Annotated in this window: 19 protein-coding genes and 1 pseudogene; 19 read left to right on the forward strand and 1 reads right to left on the reverse strand. The window is 74.6% G+C overall.

Translation table 11 applies throughout. The annotated features are described in order from the left end of the window. From QL983_RS00835 to QL983_RS00875, 9 genes and pseudogenes are all read left to right on the forward strand, one after another. Positions 1–1,137 (forward strand): annotated as a pseudogene (locus tag QL983_RS00835) (cell division protein FtsH); the annotation flags it as partial. A gap of 17 nt (positions 1,138–1,154) precedes the next feature. Next, positions 1,155–1,775 (forward strand): GTP cyclohydrolase I FolE, encoded by a 621-nt coding sequence (gene folE, locus QL983_RS00840; protein ID WP_010079671.1) that lies wholly within the window; start codon positions 1,155–1,157, stop codon positions 1,773–1,775. Positions 1,776–1,801: 26 nt separating this feature from the next. Beyond that, the gene (gene folP, locus QL983_RS00845; protein WP_221844701.1) at positions 1,802–2,716 is read left to right on the forward strand and encodes a dihydropteroate synthase; all 915 of its coding nucleotides are present in this window, start codon (positions 1,802–1,804) and stop codon (positions 2,714–2,716) included. Continuing rightward, complete coding sequence (gene folB / locus QL983_RS00850) at positions 2,713–3,093, forward strand: dihydroneopterin aldolase (protein WP_044659875.1); 381 nt, start codon at positions 2,713–2,715, stop codon at positions 3,091–3,093. The genes folP and folB overlap by 4 nt, the downstream gene beginning before the upstream one ends. Further along, positions 3,090–3,734: a 2-amino-4-hydroxy-6-hydroxymethyldihydropteridine diphosphokinase gene (folK, locus tag QL983_RS00855; protein WP_119217629.1), complete on the forward strand. Its 645-nt coding sequence runs from the start codon at positions 3,090–3,092 to the stop codon at positions 3,732–3,734. Before folB ends, folK begins: the two co-directional genes overlap by 4 nt. Continuing rightward, entirely contained in the window at positions 3,731–4,258 is a 528-nt protein-coding gene (locus tag QL983_RS00860) for a DUF3180 domain-containing protein (protein ID WP_020625295.1), read from the forward strand. Before folK ends, QL983_RS00860 begins: the two co-directional genes overlap by 4 nt. Continuing rightward, positions 4,239–4,751: a PH domain-containing protein gene (locus QL983_RS00865; RefSeq protein ID WP_020625296.1), complete on the forward strand. Its 513-nt coding sequence runs from the start codon at positions 4,239–4,241 to the stop codon at positions 4,749–4,751. Before QL983_RS00860 ends, QL983_RS00865 begins: the two co-directional genes overlap by 20 nt. After that, on the forward strand, positions 4,748–6,439 hold the full coding sequence (locus QL983_RS00870) for a PH domain-containing protein (RefSeq protein WP_020625297.1): 1,692 nt from the start codon (positions 4,748–4,750) through the stop codon (positions 6,437–6,439). Before QL983_RS00865 ends, QL983_RS00870 begins: the two co-directional genes overlap by 4 nt. Then, the gene (locus QL983_RS00875) at positions 6,436–7,386 is read left to right on the forward strand and encodes a DUF2520 domain-containing protein (protein ID WP_020625298.1); all 951 of its coding nucleotides are present in this window, start codon (positions 6,436–6,438) and stop codon (positions 7,384–7,386) included. The genes QL983_RS00870 and QL983_RS00875 overlap by 4 nt, the downstream gene beginning before the upstream one ends. Before the next feature lie 157 nt (positions 7,387–7,543). Here the strand turns inward: QL983_RS00875 and QL983_RS00880 are convergent, their stop codons facing one another. Then, positions 7,544–8,020, reverse strand: a complete 477-nt coding sequence (locus tag QL983_RS00880) for a low molecular weight protein-tyrosine-phosphatase (protein ID WP_020625299.1) — start codon at positions 8,018–8,020, stop codon at positions 7,544–7,546. 261 nt (positions 8,021–8,281) lie between these two features. Here QL983_RS00880 and QL983_RS00885 point away from each other — a divergent pair, with 261 nt between their 5' ends. From QL983_RS00885 to QL983_RS00930, 10 genes are all read left to right on the forward strand, one after another. Then, positions 8,282–8,731, forward strand: a complete 450-nt coding sequence (locus QL983_RS00885) for a DUF3806 domain-containing protein (RefSeq protein ID WP_020625300.1) — start codon at positions 8,282–8,284, stop codon at positions 8,729–8,731. Between the two features lie 95 nt (positions 8,732–8,826). Beyond that, entirely contained in the window at positions 8,827–10,971 is a 2,145-nt protein-coding gene (locus QL983_RS00890) for an alpha/beta fold hydrolase (RefSeq protein WP_290151080.1), read from the forward strand. A gap of 170 nt (positions 10,972–11,141) precedes the next feature. Then, positions 11,142–12,371, forward strand: a complete 1,230-nt coding sequence (locus QL983_RS00895; protein WP_290151081.1) for a glycerophosphodiester phosphodiesterase — start codon at positions 11,142–11,144, stop codon at positions 12,369–12,371. A 157-nt stretch (positions 12,372–12,528) separates the two neighbouring features. Further along, entirely contained in the window at positions 12,529–13,344 is an 816-nt protein-coding gene (locus QL983_RS00900; RefSeq protein ID WP_020625303.1) for a hypothetical protein, read from the forward strand. After that, the gene (locus QL983_RS00905) at positions 13,341–13,808 is read left to right on the forward strand and encodes a phage holin family protein (RefSeq protein WP_036314802.1); all 468 of its coding nucleotides are present in this window, start codon (positions 13,341–13,343) and stop codon (positions 13,806–13,808) included. Before QL983_RS00900 ends, QL983_RS00905 begins: the two co-directional genes overlap by 4 nt. After that, a complete protein-coding gene (locus QL983_RS00910) occupies positions 13,805–14,503 on the forward strand; it encodes a DUF3618 domain-containing protein (RefSeq protein ID WP_036338457.1) in 699 nt (232 codons plus the stop codon). Before QL983_RS00905 ends, QL983_RS00910 begins: the two co-directional genes overlap by 4 nt. A 153-nt stretch (positions 14,504–14,656) precedes the next feature. Next, positions 14,657–15,688: a pantoate--beta-alanine ligase gene (gene panC, locus QL983_RS00915; RefSeq protein ID WP_036380850.1), complete on the forward strand. Its 1,032-nt coding sequence runs from the start codon at positions 14,657–14,659 to the stop codon at positions 15,686–15,688. Beyond that, entirely contained in the window at positions 15,685–16,383 is a 699-nt protein-coding gene (locus QL983_RS00920; protein WP_036380853.1) for a DNA-3-methyladenine glycosylase, read from the forward strand. Before panC ends, QL983_RS00920 begins: the two co-directional genes overlap by 4 nt. Positions 16,384–16,430: 47 nt before the next feature. Further along, positions 16,431–16,913, forward strand: a complete 483-nt coding sequence (locus QL983_RS00925; RefSeq protein WP_036380856.1) for an SRPBCC family protein — start codon at positions 16,431–16,433, stop codon at positions 16,911–16,913. Positions 16,914–17,062: 149 nt separating this feature from the next. Beyond that, a complete protein-coding gene (locus QL983_RS00930; protein WP_290151089.1) occupies positions 17,063–19,114 on the forward strand; it encodes a M13-type metalloendopeptidase in 2,052 nt (683 codons plus the stop codon). Positions 19,115–19,124 lie beyond the last annotated feature (10 nt).

A 19,124-nucleotide genomic window follows, 5' to 3' on the forward strand; every position in this document is an offset into this window, starting at 1 on the left:
CCGGCGCTGCTGCGCCCGGGCCGCTTCGACCGCCAGATCCCCGTGGACGCCCCGGACCTCGAGGGCCGCGCCAAGATCCTCGAGGTGCACGCGCAGGGCAAGCCGATCGCCCTGGACGTGGACCTGCGCTCCCTGGCCAAGCGCACCCCCGGCTACACGGGTGCGGACCTGGCCAACGTGATCAACGAGGCCGCGCTGCTCACGGCGCGCTCGAACAACAATGTGATCGACAACCACGCCCTGGACGAGGCCGTGGACCGCGTGATGGCCGGCCCGCAGAAGCGCACCCGCCTGATGAACGAGCACGAGCGCAAGGTCACCGCCTACCACGAGGGCGGCCACGCGCTCGTCGCGGCCGGGCTGCGCAACTCCGCCCCGGTCACCAAGATCACGATCCTGCCCCGCGGCCGCGCCCTGGGCTACACGATGGTGGTCCCGGAGGACGACAAGTACTCCGTCACCCGCAACGAGCTCCTGGACCAGCTCGCGTACGCGATGGGCGGGCGCGTGGCGGAGGAGATCGTGTTCAAGGACCCGTCCACGGGCGCCGCGAACGACATCCAGAAGGCCACGGACACGGCCCGCAAGATGGTCACCGAGTACGGCATGTCCGCCAAGGTGGGCGCCGTCAAGCTCGGCGGCGGCAGCTCCGAGCCCTTCGTGGGCGGCGCCGCCGGCGGCTCCTCCCGCGAGTACTCCGAGGAGCTGGCGTACCTGGTGGACGCCGAGGTCCGCACCCTGCTGGACCAGGCCCACGCCGAGGCCCACTGGGTGCTCACGGAGAACCGGGACGTCCTGGACCGGCTGGCCTACGAGCTGCTGGAGAAGGAGACGCTCACCCAGGAGGCCATCGCCGCCATCTTCGCGGACGTGCGCAAGCGGCCCGAGCGCGGCGTGTGGCTGGCCTCGGACGACCGGCTCCCGCAGGACATCCCGCCCGTCCTCTCCCCCTCCGAGCGCCGCTCGCGGCATGACGGCGGGCAGCAGACCCCCGTCGGCGTCGAGGGCACCACGGTGCCGGTGCGTCCGGAGGGTGCGCCGCCGTCGTCGCTGGGCGGGGACGCGGCCGGCCCCGGCCTGCCGCCGCACGGCGGTCCGAGCAACACGCCGGGCCCCGGCGAGGGACCGACCTTTTGACCGCGCAGGAGACCCGCATGACAGCCCACACCCCCGACGACGCCGTCCCCGGCACGTTCGACCCGGACTCGACCGCGGTGGACCGGCCGCGCATCGAGGCGGCGGTGCGGGAGATCCTGCTGGCGATCGGTGAGGACCCGGACCGCGAGGGCCTGGCGGACACCCCGGCGCGGGTGGCCAAGGCGTACGCAGAGTTCTTCGCGGGCCTGCACCAGAGCCCGGACCAGGTGCTCGGCACCACGTTCGACATCGCGCACGAGGAGCTCGTGCTCGTGAAGGACATCCCGTTCTACTCGACGTGCGAGCACCACCTGGTGCCGTTCCACGGCGCCGCGCACATCGGCTACATCCCCTCCGCCGAGGGCCGCGTGACGGGGCTGTCCAAGCTGGCCCGCCTCGTGGAGCTGTACGCGCGGCGTCCGCAGGTGCAGGAGCGGCTGACCACGCAGGTGGTGGAGGCGCTCATGGAGCACCTGGCCCCGCGCGGGGCGATCGTGGTGGTGGAGGCCGAGCACATGTGCATGTCCATGCGCGGTGTGCGCAAGCCGGGCGCGAAGACCGTCACCTCGGCGGTGCGCGGCCAGCTGCGGGATCCGTCCACGCGCTCCGAGGCGATGAGCCTCATCATGCACGGCTGAGGACCACCGACGGCGGAGGAGGACACGTGGACGAGAGCATCGACGCGGCGGCGCGGGAGGCGAACCGCGCCCTGCTGGGGCGGCTGCCCGGGGACCGGACCCTGGTCATGGGCATCCTCAATGTCACCCCTGACTCGTTCTCGGACGGCGGGGAGCACGCCACCGTCCGCGCGGCCGTCGAGCACGCCCGACGCATGGTCGCGGACGGCGCGGACATCGTGGACGTGGGTGGCGAGTCCACCCGCCCCGGGGCCCGCGCCGTGCCGCCGGCCGAGGAGCAGGAGCGCATCCTGCCCGTGATCGAGGCGCTGCTGGCCGAGGACGTCGTCGTCTCCGTGGACACGCGCCACACCGCCACCGCCCGGGCCGCCCTGGCGCTGGGGCCGGTGATCGTCAACGACGTCTCCGGCCTCGCCCACGAGCCGGAGATGCCGGCGCTGATCGCCGCGTCGGGCGCGCCCTACATCCTCATGCACAACCGCGGGAACCCGCAGACCATGGACGGTCTGGCCGTCTACGAGGACACCGTCCCGGACGTCGTGTGCGAGCTGCGGGACGTGGCCGGCCGCTTCCTCGCCGCGGGCGTCGAGCCCGCGCAGCTGATCGTCGACCCGGGCCTGGGCTTCGCGAAGGCCGGCGAGCAGAACTGGGAGCTGCTGCGCGGCCTCGAGTGGCTCCGCGCCATGGGCCACCCGGTGCTCGTCGCCGCCTCGCGCAAGCGGTTCCTGGGCACGCTGCTGGCGGACGACGACGGCACCCCGGCCCCGCCCGCCGCGCGCGACGCCGCCACCGCGGCCATCTCCGCCCTCGCCGCCGCCCAGGGCGCGTGGGGCGTGCGCGTGCACGACGTGCGCGCCAGCGCCGACGCCGTCCGCACCGCCGCGGCCTGGGCCGGGGCGCATGCCCCGGGTGAGCCCGTCTCCGAGGACGTGCTGCCGTGAGCGCCCGGGACCGCATCCGCCTGGCCGGGCTGTCCGCCGTCGGGCACCACGGGGTCTTCGACCACGAGCGCCGGGACGGGCAGCCGTTCGTCACGGACGTCGTCCTCCACCTCGACGCCGGCCCCGCCGCGGCCGGCGACGACCTCGCCCGCACCGCCAACTACGCCGAGGTCGCGGACACGGTGGTCCGCCTGGTCACCGGGGAGCCGGTAGACCTGATCGAGACCCTCGCCGACCGGATCGCCCGCGCCGTCCTCGCCGAGCAGCCCGTGGTGACCGCCGTCGAGGTCACCGTGCACAAGCCGCAGGCGCCCATCCCGCACGACTTCGCGGACGCCGCCGTCACCGTGCACCGCACCCGGGAGGACCTCGCGTGAGCACCGTCGACTGGTCGCACCCGGCCGAGGGCCCCGCGCCCGTCCCCGAGCTGGGCGCCCGCCCGGACGCGCCCGTCGCGGCCGTGCTGGCCCTCGGCGCCAACCTGCGCGAGCCGGCGCAGACGCTCGACGCCGCCGTCGCCGCCCTGTCCGCGCTGCCGCACATCACGGACGTCCGGGCCTCGCCCCGGGCCGTCACCGCGCCCGTGGGCGGGCCGCCGGGGCAGCCCGACTACCTCAACCAGGTGGTCACCCTGCGCACGGACCTCGCGCCGTGGGAGCTGCTCGCGGTGGCGCACCGGCTCGAGCAGGACCACCATCGGCGGCGTGAGGTCCGCTGGGGCGCGCGCACCCTGGACGTGGACGTGATCGCCTACGGGGACGTGCGCAGCGACCACCCAGACCTCACCCTGCCGCACCCCCGCGCGGCCGAGCGGGCCTTCGTGCTGCTGCCGTGGCTGTGGCTCGACGCGGACGCCACGCTCGCCGGCACGCCCGTCGCCGACCTCGCCGCCGTCGCCGCAGACGCCCCCGGGGTGCGCCGCCAGGAGCCCGAGCGGCACCGGCTGCTGGCCGGCTCCGACGACGTCGTCCCGCTCCGCCCGGCGCGCCCGGACGCCCTCGGGAGGGAGGCCACGTGATCGCGCTGCGCTCCGGGTGGACCCTGCTCGTGGTGCTGGTGGCCGCCGTGCTCGGCTGGCTGGCCGGGCTCGCCGCGCCGTCCCTGGGCTGGCCGGCGCCCGTGGTGGGCCGCGGCGGCCTGATCACCGTGGCCGCGGTCTCCGTGCTGTGCCTCGCGCTGGGCTGGCGGGTGCGCCGCGACCGGGAGAAGCCCGCCGCCGCGCGGATGGACCCGCTCGCCGCGGCCCGCACCCTCGTGCTCGGCCAGGCCTCCGGCTTCGCGGGAGCGGCCCTCGGCGGGTGGCACGCCGGGGTGGCGGTGCAGGTGCTGCTGCGGGCCGGCGTGGAGGCACCGACCGTGCGGGAGGCCGCCCTGCAGGCCGTCGGCGGTCTCGTCCTGCTGGTGGTGGGGCTGATCGTCGAACGGTGGTGCCGGATCCCGCCTGAGGAGGATGCGCCCGAGGGCGGTCGTGGGCAGGATGGGTCCCCGGGCCGACCGGCCCGTCCCGAGACGGAAGGAGGGTATGCCCGTGCCCGGCATTGACCTGAGCGGCGTGGCCTTCACGCCGGCCTCGCCGCGGCTGGCGACGGTGAAGCTCATCGCCACGACCATCGGCCACCTGATCTGGCTCGCCGCGTTCTCCGTGCCGCTGATCCTCAAGCTCACCGGCCCGTGGGCGGGGATGGCCGCGTGGGTCGCGTGGGGGCTGCCGGCCGTCGTCGTCGTGTCCTGGATCGTGGACCTGATCCTGATCCCGCGGCGCGTGCGCGCGATGGGCTGGGCCGAGCGCGAGGACGACGTCCTGTGGCGCGAGGGCATCCTGTTCCGCAGCGTGCACGCGGTGCCGTACGGCCGCCTGCAGTACGTGGACGTCTCGGACGGTCCGCTGCTGCGCCGGGTCGGGCTGCAGACCCTCACCCTGAAGACCGCCGCCGCGGGCGGGGACGTCACCCTGGAGGGCGTGCCCCGCGAGAGGGCCGAGGAGCTGCGCGAAGTCCTCATGGCGCGCGGCCAGGCGCGGCTGGCGGGCCTGTGAGCGCGGCCGCCCCGCCCCCCGCCGACGACGCCGGCTGGGTCCGCGTCCACCCCGCCTCGCCCTGGGTGCGGGGCTGGACCTTCCTGCTGCTGATCCTGTTCTTCGCGGGCCGCAACGCGGTGGAGGACTTCGCGGCGGGCCGGCTCAGCGGGGAGGACGCCCCGGGCGGCGGCGACGGCAGCCTGCTCGTGGCCGGCGGCATCCTGCTGGGGGTCACCCTGCTGATCAGCCTCGTGTTCTTCTTCTCCTGGTGGTTCACCCGGTTCCGCTGTGGGGAGGATCGGATCGAGCTGCGCCAGGGCTGGCTCTTCCGCAGCCGGCGGCAGATGCGCTACGACCGCATACAGGCGGTGGACCTGCAGCACCCCCTCGTGGCCCGGCTGCTCGGGCTGGCCACGGTGAAGGTCGAGGCGGCCGACGGCGGCGAGTCCGCGCTCGAGCTGTCCTTCCTGCGCCGCGCCGAGGCCGAAGCGGTGCGCCGGGAGATCCTGGACCGCGCGTCGGGGGTGCTCGGGGGAGCCGGGGCGGACGCGTCCGCCCCGGAGCGCGCGGCCGAGCCCGGCCTCGCCGACGCCGATCCCGACGCCGTGGACGCGGACGCCGGCGAACTCCTGCTGCAGGTGCCCGCGGGGCGGCTCCTCGGCTCCGTCCTGCTCTCCGGAGGCGTGCTGGGGGTGCTGGCCGGGTCCCTGATCTGGCTGGGCGGTCTCGCCCTCGTGGTCGCGCTGCTGCCCGAGGCGGTGCTGGACGAGGGGGAGACCCTGACCGGGATCGGCGCGGCCGCGTCCCTGCCCGCCCTGTTCTCCGTGGCCGGCGTCGCGTGGTCCCGGTTGAACGCCGGCTGGGGTTTCCAGGTGCGCCGCTCCACCGACGGGCTGCGACTGCGGCACGGGCTCACCGAGACCACCCACCAGACCGTCCCGCCGGGGCGGGTGCAGGGGGTGACCGTCTCCCAGCCCCTGTTCTGGCGGCCCTTCGGCTGGTATCGGGTGAACATGGCGGTGGCCGGGTACCTGCAGGAGTCCGACGGCGCCCGGGACGTCGCGCTGCCCGTCGGCCCGTGGGAGGACGTGCTCCGCGTCCTCACGGTCGTGGCCCCGGACCCGGGCCTGGACGGCGATCCGCGCGCCGCGCAGGGGCTGACCCCCGCCGGGCTCATGCACCTCGGCGTGCACGGCACCGGCACGGAGGGCGGCTTCCAGCACGTGCCGCGGCGCGGCAGGTGGTGGTTCAACTGGTTCGCCTGGCGGCGGACCGGCTTCACGACGACGCGGTCCCTGCTGGTGGTGCGCAGCGGCTGGTTGAACCGCCGGCTGCAGACCCTCCAGCACGAGCGCATGCAGGCGGCCGAGCTGGCGCAGGGCCCGGTGCAGCGACGCCTGGGCCTGGCCACGGTGCGCGTGTGGGTCGCGGGGGCGAACGCCGTGGTCCGCGACCTCGACGAGGACGTGGCCGTGGACCTGTACGCCCGGGAGGCCCGGCACGCGGCCGTCTCGCGTCGCCTCGCCGACCGCGACCAGTGGATGCGCCCCGAGGAGCTGGCCCGCTTCGAGCAGCGCACGCGCGAGGTCGCGGCCACCGAGGTGGGCCGCCGCGAACTGGCCCGGGCCGGCGTCGTCGGCGGCGCCGTCGTCGGGGAGGAGAGCGGGGCGCACGTCCCCGCCGTGCGCGGCGAGGAGGAGCGATGACCGGCGGACTCGACCTGAGCCTGGACCCGCATGACCCGGCGCAGCGGCCCGGGCGGCTGGGCGTCGGCGTGGTGAGCGCGGGTCGAGTGGGGGCCGTGCTGGGCTCGGCGCTGCGGGCTGCGGGCCACACGATCACGGGCGTGCACGCCGTCTCCGAGGCCTCGCGGGACCGCGCGGAGATGCTCCTGCCGGGCGTGCCCGTCCTGGAGATCCCCGAGATCCTGCGCCGCTCCGAGATGGTCGTCTTCGCCGTCCCGGACGACGCGCTGGGCGAGCTCGTGGCCGGCCTGGCCGCCGCGGGCCACGTGCAGACCGGCCACCTGCTCGTGCACACCTCCGGCCGCTACGGGGTGGGGGTGATGGAGCCGGTGCGCGCGCACGGGGCGATCCCCCTGGCGATCCACCCGGCCATGACGTTCACGGGGCTGAGCCTCGACGTCGCCCGGCTGCAGGACTGCGTGTTCGGCGTGACCGCGGACCCCGTGGTGCTGCCCGTGGCCCAGGCGCTCGTGGTGGAGATGGGCGGCGAGCCCGTGGTCGTGAAGGAGGCCGACCGGGCGGCCTACCACCTGGCGCTGTCCCACGGGTCGAACCACCTGGTGACGCTGACGGCGCAGGCCCGTCAGATCCTCGAGACGATCGGGGTGGCCGACCCGGAGCGGGTGCTGCGCTCGCTCATGACCGCCGCGCTGGAGAACGCGCTCACCGACGGCGACGGCGCCCTCACCGGCCCCGTGGCCCGCGGCGACGTCGACACGCTGCGGACCCACCGTGAGACCCTCGGCGAGCTCGAGGCCGGGGGACTGTCGGCGGACGTGCGGGCCGTGTGGGAGACCCTCGCCCGCGCGACGACCGACCGCGCCGAGACCCGCGGCGCCCTGCGCGCGGACACGGCGGCGCGGCTGCGCGAGGTCCTCGACGACTCCGACGACCCCCACGACGACTGATCGACCCCCGCCGCCCCCGCTTTCGTTCGGGAAACGGCGGGTCCCGGGCCGTTTTCGTTCGGGAAACGGCGGGCCCCGAGCCGTTTTCGTTCGGGAAACGGCGGGTCCGGCGGCGTTCGCGTCGCTGGGACGAGACCCCGGGACCGCGCCCCGGCCGTCAGAGGCGCCCGTCGCGGATCGCGGCGACGACGCCGTCTGCCGCGTCCTCGATCTGCCGGTACATCTCCTCGAACTGCGGCCGCGGATACCCGTACGGATCGGGGACCTCGCGCACCCCGGCGCGGTCCGCATCCGACGCGAACTCGCCCATCAGGTGGATCCGGTCCCGCTGCTCGTCCGTGGTCGCGAGCCGCCGCGCGTCGGCGAGGTTGGCCTCGTCCATCACCAGGATCAGGTCGGCGTCGTCCACGAGGTCGGCGGACAGCTGCACCCCCACCGTCGGGAACTCGTAGCCCAGTTCCCCGCCGACCTCGCGGGTGAGGTGATGCGGCCGGGCGCCCACGTGCTCGTCGGACGTGCCGGCGGAGGTGACCTCGACGTCGTCGAGACCGGCCTCCGCGAGCTTGCGGTTCAGCACGGCCTCGGCGGCGGGCGAGCGGCAGATGTTCCCCAGGCAGACGGTCATGATGCGCATGGGGCCAGTGTCTCAAGTCCGGGCGGGGGCGGCGGACGACGACGGTCCGCACGCTCGCCTCGTCGCTGGCGGCGCGACGTCGGTTGCGTCCACGAGTGCTCCCGCTGGGGGATCAGAGGCCTCCGGCGGTCCGTCCCCCGGCTCCTCGCCGTTTCTCGAACGAAAGCGCTGCGACACGCCGCCGTTTCTCGAACGAAAGCGCGGCCGGCGCCGCCCGTTCCGGCGACGGCGGCACCGGACGCGCCTGGCAGGATGGAGGCCATGACCGACCAGCCCGAGATGAGCCCCCTGACCGAGCCCGAGCGGGAGTGGGTACGCGTCCGCCGCGACTTCGCCGCGCAGGAGGGCGTGGACCACCTGGACCTGGACGCGGTCGCCGCCTACTACGACGCCGTGCTGGCCCGCTCGCAGGCCGAAGCCGAGGAGCTGGACCCCGAGGAGCTGGCGGTGCTGCTGGACGTCGTCGCGGTGCTGCTCGGCGAGCACCTGGGCGCGCGCCACGGCATGCAGTGGGTGACGGTCGCGGACGAGGAGGGGCCCGCCCTCGCGCTGCGGGATACCCTCTCGGACGCCGTCGTCTTCCCGCAGCCGGTGGTCGGCCAGAGCTGGAACCATCAGGCCACGGGGGAGTGGATGGGCGAGTACGTCGACTGGCTCGGCGAGCAGCTCCAGCAGATCCGGGCCGACGCCGGCACGCGGCCCGGCGCCTGAGGCGCGGCGGGCACCGGGGCGGCCCGCCGTCAAGGCCGCCACCCCGCCGTCCTCCGTGTTGCCCGGATCACGTGCGGGCCGATAGAAACGAACGCATGACCTCCACCCCGGACACCCCCTTCCACGACCTCGACGCCTTCACCGCCCTGCCGCGCGTCGCCGGTCTCACCCTCAGCCCGGACGGCGCCCGCCTGGTGACCACCGTCGCCACCCGGGACGCGAAGGGCACCGGCTACGCCACCGCCCTCTGGGAGGTCGACCCCGCGGGCGAGCGCCCCGCCCACCGCCTGACCCGCTCCCGCGAGGGCGAGGCCGGCGCGCAGTTCGCCGCGGACGGCACCCTCTTCTTCACCTCCGCCCGTCCCGACCCCGCCGACGCCGAGGCCGAGAAGCGCAGCGCCCTGTGGGCCCTGCCGGCCCGGGGCGGCGAGGCGCGCGTGGTGCTCTCCCGCCCGGGCGGCGTCGCCGCGGTCACGTGCGCCTCCGCGGCGGACCGCGTGGTCGTCACGGCGGACCGGCTGCTCGGTGCGACCACCGAGGCCGAGCACGCGGCCCTCGCGCAGACCCGCAGGGACGCCGGCGTGGACGCCATCCTGCACACCGGCTACCCCATCCGCTTCTGGGACCACGACCTCGGCCCCGCCCGCCCCGAGCTCTTCGTCCTCGAGCCCGGCCCGGACCCGCAGGGCGAGCCCGCCACGGACGCCGACGCCGCCGAGCCCGGCCCCGCCGCCTCCGGCCTGGCTCCCGAGGCCGACGACGTGGCGCACCACCTGCGCCACGTCTCCGGATTCCCGCGCTCCCACGCGTTCGGGATCGGCGCGCAGGTGGCCCCGGACGGCTCGTTCCTGCTCACCACGGCCGCCACCGCCGAGGCTCGCGGCAACGTGCGCGAGGGCACGGTGGTGCGCGTGGACCTGGCCACGGGCGAGCACCGCGTCCTGCACGACGTCCCCGGTGAGGACGTGGCCGTCGGCCCCGTCAGCCATGACGGCACGCGCGCCGTCGTCGTCCGCACCCCCGACTCCACCCCGCATTCCGCCGTGCACCCGCGCCTGTACGTGATGGACACGGCCACGGGCCAGACCACGCCCCTGGCCCACGGCTGGGACCGCTGGGCCGACGTCGTCGCGTGGCTGCCGGACGACTCCGCGGTGATCGCGCTCGCGGACTCGGAGGGTCGCCGCCCGGTGTTCCGCATCGAGGTGGCCACCGGCGCCGTCGCGCAGGTGACCCGGGAGGACGAGGCGTGGACCGACGTCGTGCTCTCCCCGGACGGGGCCACGGCCTACGGCGTCCGCTCCTCCTACCTGTTCCCGCCGGAGGTGGCGCGGATCGACCTGGCCACGGGCGAGGCCACGCGCTTGCCGAACCCCGTGGAGCGCCCCGCGATCCCGGGCACCCTCGAGGACGTGGAGACCGTCGCCGAGGACGGCACGCGCGTGCGCGGCTGGCTCGTGCTCCCCGAGGGGGAGGCGCCGGCCGGCGGTCACCCGCTGTTGCTGTGGATCCACGGCGGGCCGCTGGGCTCGTGGAACGCGTGGAGCTGGCGCTGGACGCCGTGGGTCATGGCGGCGCGCGGCTACGCGGTGCTGCTGCCGGACCCGGCGCTGTCCACGGGCTACGGCCAGGACTTCATCGAACGCGGCTGGGGCCGCTGGGGTCAGGCGCCCTACACGGACCTGATGGCGCTCACGGACGCCGTCGTGGCGCGTGAGGACGTCGACGGCGACCGCACCGCCGCCATGGGCGGCTCGTTCGGCGGCTACATGGCGAACTGGGTGGCCGGGCACACCGATCGGTTCCGGTGCGTGGTCACGCACGCCTCGCTGTGGGCGCTGGACGGCTTCGGCCCGACGACGGACGCCGCGTTCTACTGGGCCCGCGAGATGGACGAGCAGATGCAGCAGGAGAACTCTCCGCACCGGTTCGTGGGCGAGATCGTCTCCCCGATGCTCGTCATCCACGGCGACAAGGATTACCGCGTGCCGATCGGCGAGGGGCTGCGCCTGTGGTCGGACCTGCTGGCGAAGTCCGGGCGGCCGGCCGCCGCGGACGGCACCACCGACCACCGGTTCCTCTACTTCCCGCACGAGAACCACTGGATCCTCGCCCCGCAGCACGCGAAGGTCTGGTACGAGGTCGTCCTCGGCTTCCTGGGCGAGCACGTCCTCGGCGACGGCGCCCCGACGGCCCCGGAGACGCTGGGACTGACGCGGCCGTCGTCGACGGCGGGCTGAGCCGCCGGGCCCGGCGCCGCGCATCGTGACGGGCGGCTGAACCTCTCCGATCAGCCGCCCGTCACCGGCTGTTCACCGGACGGGCCGGCTGTGGCCGGAGGGGGGCCACCCGGCCGACACCCGGATCTGGCCCACTGGAGCGGTCATCCCCTCCCGGAAAGGACCGTTCCATGACCTCCGTCCGTCGTCACGCCGCCCGCGGCCTCGTGGCCCTCGCCGCCGCCGCCGTCGCCGTCAGCGCCCCGCTGGCCGCCCCGGCCGTCGCCGCCCCTGCCGCAGCGGAGACCCCGGCCGCCGCGCAGTCCGCCACGGGCAAGCCCGTGGTGCGCCCCGACGTCGTCGGCCACCGCGGCGCCTCCGGCTACCGCCCCGAGCACACCCTGGCCGCCTACGAGCTGGCCGCCGCCCAGGGCGCGGACGTGATCGAGCCGGACCTGGTCTCCACCAAGGACGGCGTGCTCGTGGTCCGCCACGAGAACCTGATCGACGGCACCACGGACGTCGCCCAGCGACCCGAGTTCGCCGACCGCAAGACCACCAAGGTCGTCGACGGCGTGGCCCTCACCGGCTGGTTCACCGAGGACTTCACCCTCGCCGAGCTCAAGACCCTGCGCGCCAAGGAGCGCCAGCCGCAGGTCCGCCCGGAGTCCGCGTCCTACGACGGCCGGTACCAGGTGCCCACCTTCGAGGAGGTGCTCGAGCTGCGCGAACGCCTCTCGGCCCGGTACGGCCGGCAGATCGGCGTCATCCCCGAGATCAAGCACCCCACCTACTTCGACTCCATCGGCTTGTCCATGGAGGAGCGCGTCGTCGAGCTGCTCGACGAGCACGGCCTGAACAAGCGCAACGCCCCCGCCACCGTGCAGTCCTTCGAGCTCGCCAACCTGCGCGATCTCAACGAGAACCTCGGCCTCAAGGCCGAGACGGTCTTCCTGTCCAGCGCCAACGGCGCGCCCTACGACTCCGTGGCCGCCGGCGACACCGTCCGCGACTACGACTTCTACGAGACCGCCGCGGGCATGCGCGAGGTCCGCGCGGCCGGCGTCGACACGCTCGGCCCGGCCTTCGCGCAGATCATCACCAAGGAGAAGGACGGCTCGATGGGTGAGGAGACCGCGTTCGTCTCCCTCGCCCACCGCGCGGGCCTCGAGGTGGTGCCGTACACCTTCCGCGCCGAGAACCAGTTCCTCTACACGGAGTTCCGCTCCTCCGCGGACCCGAACGCCCAGGGCGACATGGTCGGCATGATCCAGCCGTTCCTCGACGCCGGGATCGACGGCTTCTTCACCGACCACCCCGACCTCGGCGTGCAGGCCGTGGACACCTGGATGCAGGGCAAGAAGGAGCACCCGGGCCGGGGCGTCGGCAAGACCGCCCAGCGGGGCCTGAAGGTGCGCTGACCCCGTCCCGACCGGAGACGATCCCGGCGGACCCGAGGTCTTCCGGCACGTCCGTCGCGGTGCTTACCTTGGCCCTCAGGACCGGTGGACCCGGTGACGTGGACGGCCAGAAGGGCTGGCCATGAGGGACGCCGACCCGGACGAAGGAAGGCACAGCATGACGACGAACACGCCGAAGAACGCCCACGGCTCCTCAGCCGAGGGCCGTGACGCCAAGGACCAGGCGAAGGGCAAGGCCCAACAGGCCGCGGGCGAGGCCCAGGGCCAGGCGAAGGCCGTGGCCCACGACGCCAAGGACAAGGCCCAGGACCTCGCGGCCACCGCCAAGCACGAGGCCGGCCAGGTGAAGGACGAGGCCGCTGACCAGGTGCAGTCGCTGGTCGGCTCCGCCCAGGAGCAGGTCGGCGCGCAGGTGCAGACCCAGCAGGAGCGGCTCGCGGGCCAGGTGCGCAGCTACACCGACGACCTGCACCGCGTGGTCTCCGGTGAGCAGCCGCAGACCGATTTGGTGCGCCAGGGCGTCGCCTCGGTGGCGGACCGTGCCGAGGCCCTGACCCAGCGCCTGGAGACCGCTTCCCCGCAGGACCTGCTGCAGGACGTGCGCGGCTTCGCCGCTCGCCGTCCGGGCACGTTCCTGGCTCTCGCCCTGGGCGCCGGGCTGGTGGCCGGTCGACTGACGCGCGGCATCCGCGACGCCGCCCAGCCCGACTCCACCGCCTCCACCTCGCCGCGCCGTCACGAGACCCGTCCGGACGCGGTGCACGCGGACGTGACTCCGCACCACCTGGACTCGCAGGCCCCGGCCTACTCGAGCGATTCGCTCTCCCAGGCCGACGGCCGCGTCGCGGACGGCGCCGGGCCCCGCCGCGCGGCCGGCGTCGGGGACGTCCCGTACGGCACGCAGGCACCGGTCCAGCAGGGCCTGACCGCCGAGCGGCCGTTCGACCAGACCCGGCCCGGGGGTGACGCATGAGCACCGCCCACGAGCCGTTCCGCGACGCGACGCCGCACTCCGGCGCGCACACCCCGCCGCCCACGCAGGCGGAGTTCCGCGCCGAGCACGAGAGCCTCGGCGAGATGTTCCAGAGCCTGTCGGCCAAGCTGTCGACGCTGGTCAGCCAGGAGATCGCCCTGGCCAAGGCCGAGGCCACCGAGTCCGCGAAGAAGGCCGGCAAGGGGGCGGGGCTGCTGGCCGGCGCCGCCGTCGGCGGCTTCTTCCTGCTGATGTTCCTGTCCCTCGCCCTGATGCACCTGCTCGACGTGTTCCTGCCGATCGGCTGGGCCGCGCTGATCGTGGCCGTGCTGTGGGGCGTCGTGGCGGCCGTGCTGGCCGTGCAGGGCAAGAAGGACATCGAGAAGATCAAGGGTCTGCCGCAGACCCAGGAGACGCTTCAGGAGATCCCCGAGACCCTGAACCCCGCGAAGGAGACGCGATGACCACGAGCAACAACCCCGATGAGATCCGCGCCGACATCGAGCGTACGCGCCGCGAGCTCGGCCAGGACGTGGACGCCCTCGCCGAGAAGGTGAGCCCCACGAAGGCCGTGTCCCGGCAGACCAACCGCATCAAGGACGGCTTCATCCACGCGAAGGAGAACATCATGGGCTCCCCGGAGCAGCACCGCCACGAGCCCTCGCTGGGCGATCGCGCCCACGGGGTGATCGACGACGCCCGGGCCTCCGCGTACGACGCTGCCGGCCAGGCCCAGGACCGCCTGGGCGATGCCGGCGACCGCGTGTCCGAGTGGGCCGACGACGCCCAGCTCGCCCTGCAGCAGGCCCCGGCTCAGCTGCGCGGCCGCACCGCGGGCAACCCGCTGGCCGCCGGGCTGATCGCCTTCGGCGCCGGCCTGCTGCTCAGCTCGCTGATCCCCGCCTCACGCGTGGAGCAGCGCGCCGCGGAGGGCCTCAAGGAGCAGGCCGCCCCGCTGGTGGACGAGGCCAAGCAGGCCGCCCAGCAGCTGCGCGAGGACCTCGAGCCCGCCGCCCGCGAGGCCGCCGGGAGCGTGAAGGAGTCGGCTGCCGAGGCCGCTTCCCACCTCAAGGAGCAGGGCACGGACACGGCGCAGGACCTCAAGGCGGAGTCCCAGGACGCCGCCCGCCAGGTGAAGGACACCGCGAAGGACGCCTGAGCCCGACCCGAGCACGACGCCGGCCGGTCTCGTTGACGGGACTAGCCGGCGTCGCGCGTTTGGGGCCGAATCCGGCCCGCGGCTCAGGCCTTGGACCAGATGCGCGTGGTGAGGCGGAAGTCCTCCCCGAGGCCCCGTGCCTAGACTCGGAGGGTGACCCCTCTCGACCGCGTCCCCGACCAGCGCCCCGTCCCCGCCGGCACCGGCCTGACCCTCGAGGACGCCCTCCCCGCTCCCGTGACGGCCGAGGCCGACGGCGTCTCCGCGCGCCCGCGTCTGGCCCGGACCGTCGCCGAGATGCGCTCCGCTCTCCGTGAGCTCGTCGCCCACGCCACGGACGACGGCGACGCCGAGCCCGTCACCGTCGGCCTGATCCCCACGATGGGCGCCCTCCACGGCGGCCACGCGGCCCTGGTGCGGCGGGCCCGCGCCGAGAACGACGTCGTCGCGGTCAGCATCTTCGTGAACCCGCTCCAGTTCGGCGATCCGGCCGACCTGGAGCACTACCCGCGCACCCTCGACGCGGACCTGGACCTGCTGGCGGCGGCGGGCGCCGACGTCGTGTTCGCCCCGGACGTGCAGGAGATGTACCCGGGTTACCCGGACGCGCCGATCGTCACCGTCTCCGCCGGCCGCATGGGGGAGGTCCTCGAGGGCGCCTCCCGCCCGGGCCACTTCGACGGCGTGGCCACCGTCGTGGCGAAGCTGTGGAACATCGTGCGCCCGGCGGTGCCGGCCCTGCGCAGCTACTTCGGCCAGAAGGACGCGCAGCAGCTCACCGTCCTGCGCCGCCTGGCCACGGACCTGGACATCGACGTCGACGTCCGCGCCGTACCCATCGTCCGCTCGCCCGAGGGCCTCGCGCTCTCCAGCCGCAACACCCGCCTGGACGCCGCGGGCCTGGAGCACGCGCTCGTCCTCAGCCGCGCCCTGCGCTCCCTGGCCGACGCCGCGGCGGCCGGTGAGCCCGTCGACGTCCAGGCCGCTCGCCGGATGGTCGAGGACGAGCCGGGCGTCGAGCTGGACCACCTCGTGGTGGTGGACCGGGACACCTTCGCCGAGCTCGGTCCGGAGCTGCTGTGCCAGCCGCTGCGCCGCGAGGCCCTCGCCCTCGTGGCCGCGCACGTGCCGCCCGTCCGGCTGATCGACACCATGGTGCTGCCCGTCGCGGGGCCGCTGCCGTGACCCCGGAGCGTCTCGCCGCCGCCTTCGACGGCCCCTCGCCCGCGCTCGCCGCGACGCTGCTGGGGTGCCGGCTGACCGTCGTCGCCCCGGACGGCGCCGTCACCGTGCGGCTGACCGAGACCGAGGCGTACGGGAACGCGGGAGCGGACCCCGGCGCCCACTCGTTCCGCGGCCGCACCGAGCGCAATGCCGCGCTGTTCGGGCCGCCGCGGCGCACGTACGTGTACCTGAACTACGGCATCCACCGCTGCCTGAACCTGGTGGGCCACCCCGAGGGGGAGGCCGGCGGTGTGCTGCTGCGTGCGGCCGAGGTGCTTGCAGGAGGGGACCTCGCGGTGGCCCGCCGTGGCCGGGACACCGGCCCCAAGCTGCTCTCCGGCCCGGGCAACCTCGGCCAGGGCCTCGGCATCACCCTGGAGATGGGCCACGCGCCCGTGGAGATCGTCGCCGCGCCGCCGGAGGTGGCCGACGACGGTGGCACCTCGGCCCGCCTCGCCGCGCCGGCCGCGCCCGCCCGCTTCCTCCTGGCCCCGCCCGCGCCCCGCGATCCGGCCGAGCCGCCGATCGAGGTCGTGACGGGCCCGCGCGTCGGCGTCTCGGGGGAGGGCGGCTCCGTGCGCTTCCCGTGGCGGTTCAGCGTGGCCGGCCACCGCAGCGTGTCCGCGTTCCGGCGTGGCCGCAACGTGCCGGACTGACCCCCAGACCTTGTCGACCGCCCCGGCCCCGTGCCTAGGTTGATCCCATGACCGAGATGAACAAGACCGCCCACGGCGAGACCCAGCAGACCGTCACCCGGACCATCGACGCGTCCGCCAAGGACGTGTTCGACTTCCTGACCCTGCCCGCGAACCACGCGAAGTTCGACGGCTCGGGCATGGTGCAGTCCGACGACAAGACCCAGCGCATCCAGAAGGTCGGCGACGTGTTCACCATGAACATGCACGCGGAGCACATGGGTGGCGACTACCAGACCGACAATCACGTGGTCGCCTACGACCCGAACAAGCTGGTCGGCTGGAAGACCGCCCCCGCCGGCACCGAGCCCAAGGGTTGGCAGTGGGTCTACCGGCTCGAGGACAACGGCTCCGGCAGCACGGTCGTGTCCCTCACCTACGACTGGACCGCCGTGACCGACCCGGAGCTGCTGGCGAAGAACCTCTTCCCGATGGTGTCCGAGGAGCAGATGGAGGAGTCGCTCGCGAAGCTGGCCGCCGAGGTCGGCTGACCCCCGCCTCCCGACGGCGGCCTCCGGGCTGGCCGTCCCCTCGACGACGGGCACGCACCCGGCCAGGGTGCGGTGCCCGTCGTCGTGTCCGGTGTCACGGCTAGAGTGCCGTGCGAGACCGTCCACCCCCACGTCCAGGAGGATCCGCCGTGACCGCCACCGCCGAGCCCGAAGTCCCGTCGCCGCGCGAGGACCTGTACCGCCACGTCAACGCCGGGTGGCTGGACACCCATGAGATCCCCGCGGACCAGGGCGCCTACGGCGCGTTCCTCGAGCTGCGGGACGCGGCCGAGCTCGCCGTCCGGCACCTGTGCGAGGACGCCGTGCGCGAGGTCGGCACGGGCTTCGACCCCGCCCAGGCGCGCGTGCAGGCCACGGCCGCGGCCGGCGCGCACCGGGACGTCCCGCTCGCCCCGCTGGACGAGGAGGACGCGGAGGGCACGGAGCATCCGGAGCTCAAGCGCCGGATCGCCGCGCTGTACGCCTCGTTCATGGACGACGAGACCGTGGAGGCCCGCGGCCTCGAGCCGATCGCCTCGGACCTGGCGGCGGTGGCCACCGTGTCCACCCCCGCGGAGCTGCTCGCCCTGTCCGGGCGACTGCAGCGCCAGGGCGTCTCCGGCCTCATCAACACCGGCGCCCTCAACGACGCCGGGAACCCGGACCGCATGCTCCTGCACCTGCTCCAGGGCGGCCTGGGCCTGCCGGACGAGTCCTACTACCGGGACGAGGCCTACGCCGAGATCCTCGAGCAGTACACCGAGCACACCGGCCGTCTGCTGGCGCTGGCCGGGATCGGCGCGGACCGGGACGAGGCCGCCGCGCTGGGCGTCCGGGTGGTGGAGCTGGAGAAGCGCATCGCCGCCCTGCACTGGGACGTGGTCCGCACCCGGGACGCCGTGGCCCGCTACAACCTCATGACCCACGACCGGCTGACGGAGCTCTTCCCCCTGGCCGACGCCTGGCTCGAGGGCGTGGACGCCGCCGGCGAGCGCGCCGCGGAGGTCGTGGTGTGGCAGCCGGACTTCCTCTCCGGTGTGCAGGGGCTGCTCGAGGGACCCGAGGCCGCCGACCTCGAGGACTGGCGTCACTGGCTGATCCTGCAGGTGCTGCGCTCCTTCGCCGGCTTCCTGCCGGACGCGTTCGTGCAGGAGAACTTCTCCTTCTACGGCCGCCGCCTGGCCGGCACCGAGGAGGTCCGCCCCCGCTGGAAGCGCGCGGTCGCGTTCGTCAACGGGGCGGCCGGCGAGGACGTGGCGCAGCTCTACGTGGCCCGCCACTTCCCGCAGGGCCACGTGGCCGCGATGGACGAGCTCGTGGGCCTGCTCCAGGAGGCCTACCGCCGGTCCATCGAGGAGCTCGAGTGGATGGGGGAGGAGACCCGTCAGCGGGCGCTCGAGAAGCTGGCGATGTTCCGCCCCATGGTGGGCTACCCCTCGAAGTGGCTGGACTACTCCGCCCTCGAGGTCCATGCCGGCGACCTGCTGGGCAACGCCCGCTCCTCCTCGGAGCTCGAGTGGGAGCGGGACCTGCGCAAGATCGCGGACGGGCCGGACCCGGAGGAGTGGCACATCACGCCGCAGACGGTGAACGCGTACTACTCGCCGCTCGAGAACGCGATCGTCTTCCCGGCCGCCATCCTGCAGCCCCCGTTCTTCGACCCCGAGGCCTCGATGGCCGCGAACCTGGGGGCGATCGGCGCCGTGATCGGCCACGGCTTCGACGACCAGGGCTCGCGGTACGACGGCGCCGGCCGGCTCGAGGACTGGTGGACCGAGGAGGACCGCACGGCGTTCACCGAGCGCACCTCCCGGCTGGTGGCCCAGTACAACGCGCTCTCCCCGGCCGAGGCCCCGGACCACCGCGTCAACGGCGAGTTCACCCTCGGGGAGAACATCGGCGACCTCGGCGGCCTGGGCATCGCCCACCGCGCCTTGGAGATCTGGCGGGACGAGGGCGACGGCGCCTCCCTCGACGCCGCGGCGGGGGACCGCGAGTTCTTCACCGCCTGGGCCACCGTGTGGCGTCAGCTCACGCGACCGGAGGCCATGGTCACCCGCATCGCCTCGGACCCGCACTCGCCCAACGAGTTCCGCTGCAACCAGGTGGTCAAGAACATCGACGCCTTCCACGAGGCGTTCGGCACGCGCGAGGGCGACCCCATGTGGCTGGCCCCGGAGGAGCGCGTCACCATCTGGTGATCCCGCCCGC

It is taken from the genome of Micrococcus sp. APC 4021 (genome assembly GCF_030407635.1).
In the GTDB taxonomy this organism is placed as follows: Bacteria; Actinomycetota; Actinomycetes; order Actinomycetales; family Micrococcaceae; genus Micrococcus; species Micrococcus luteus.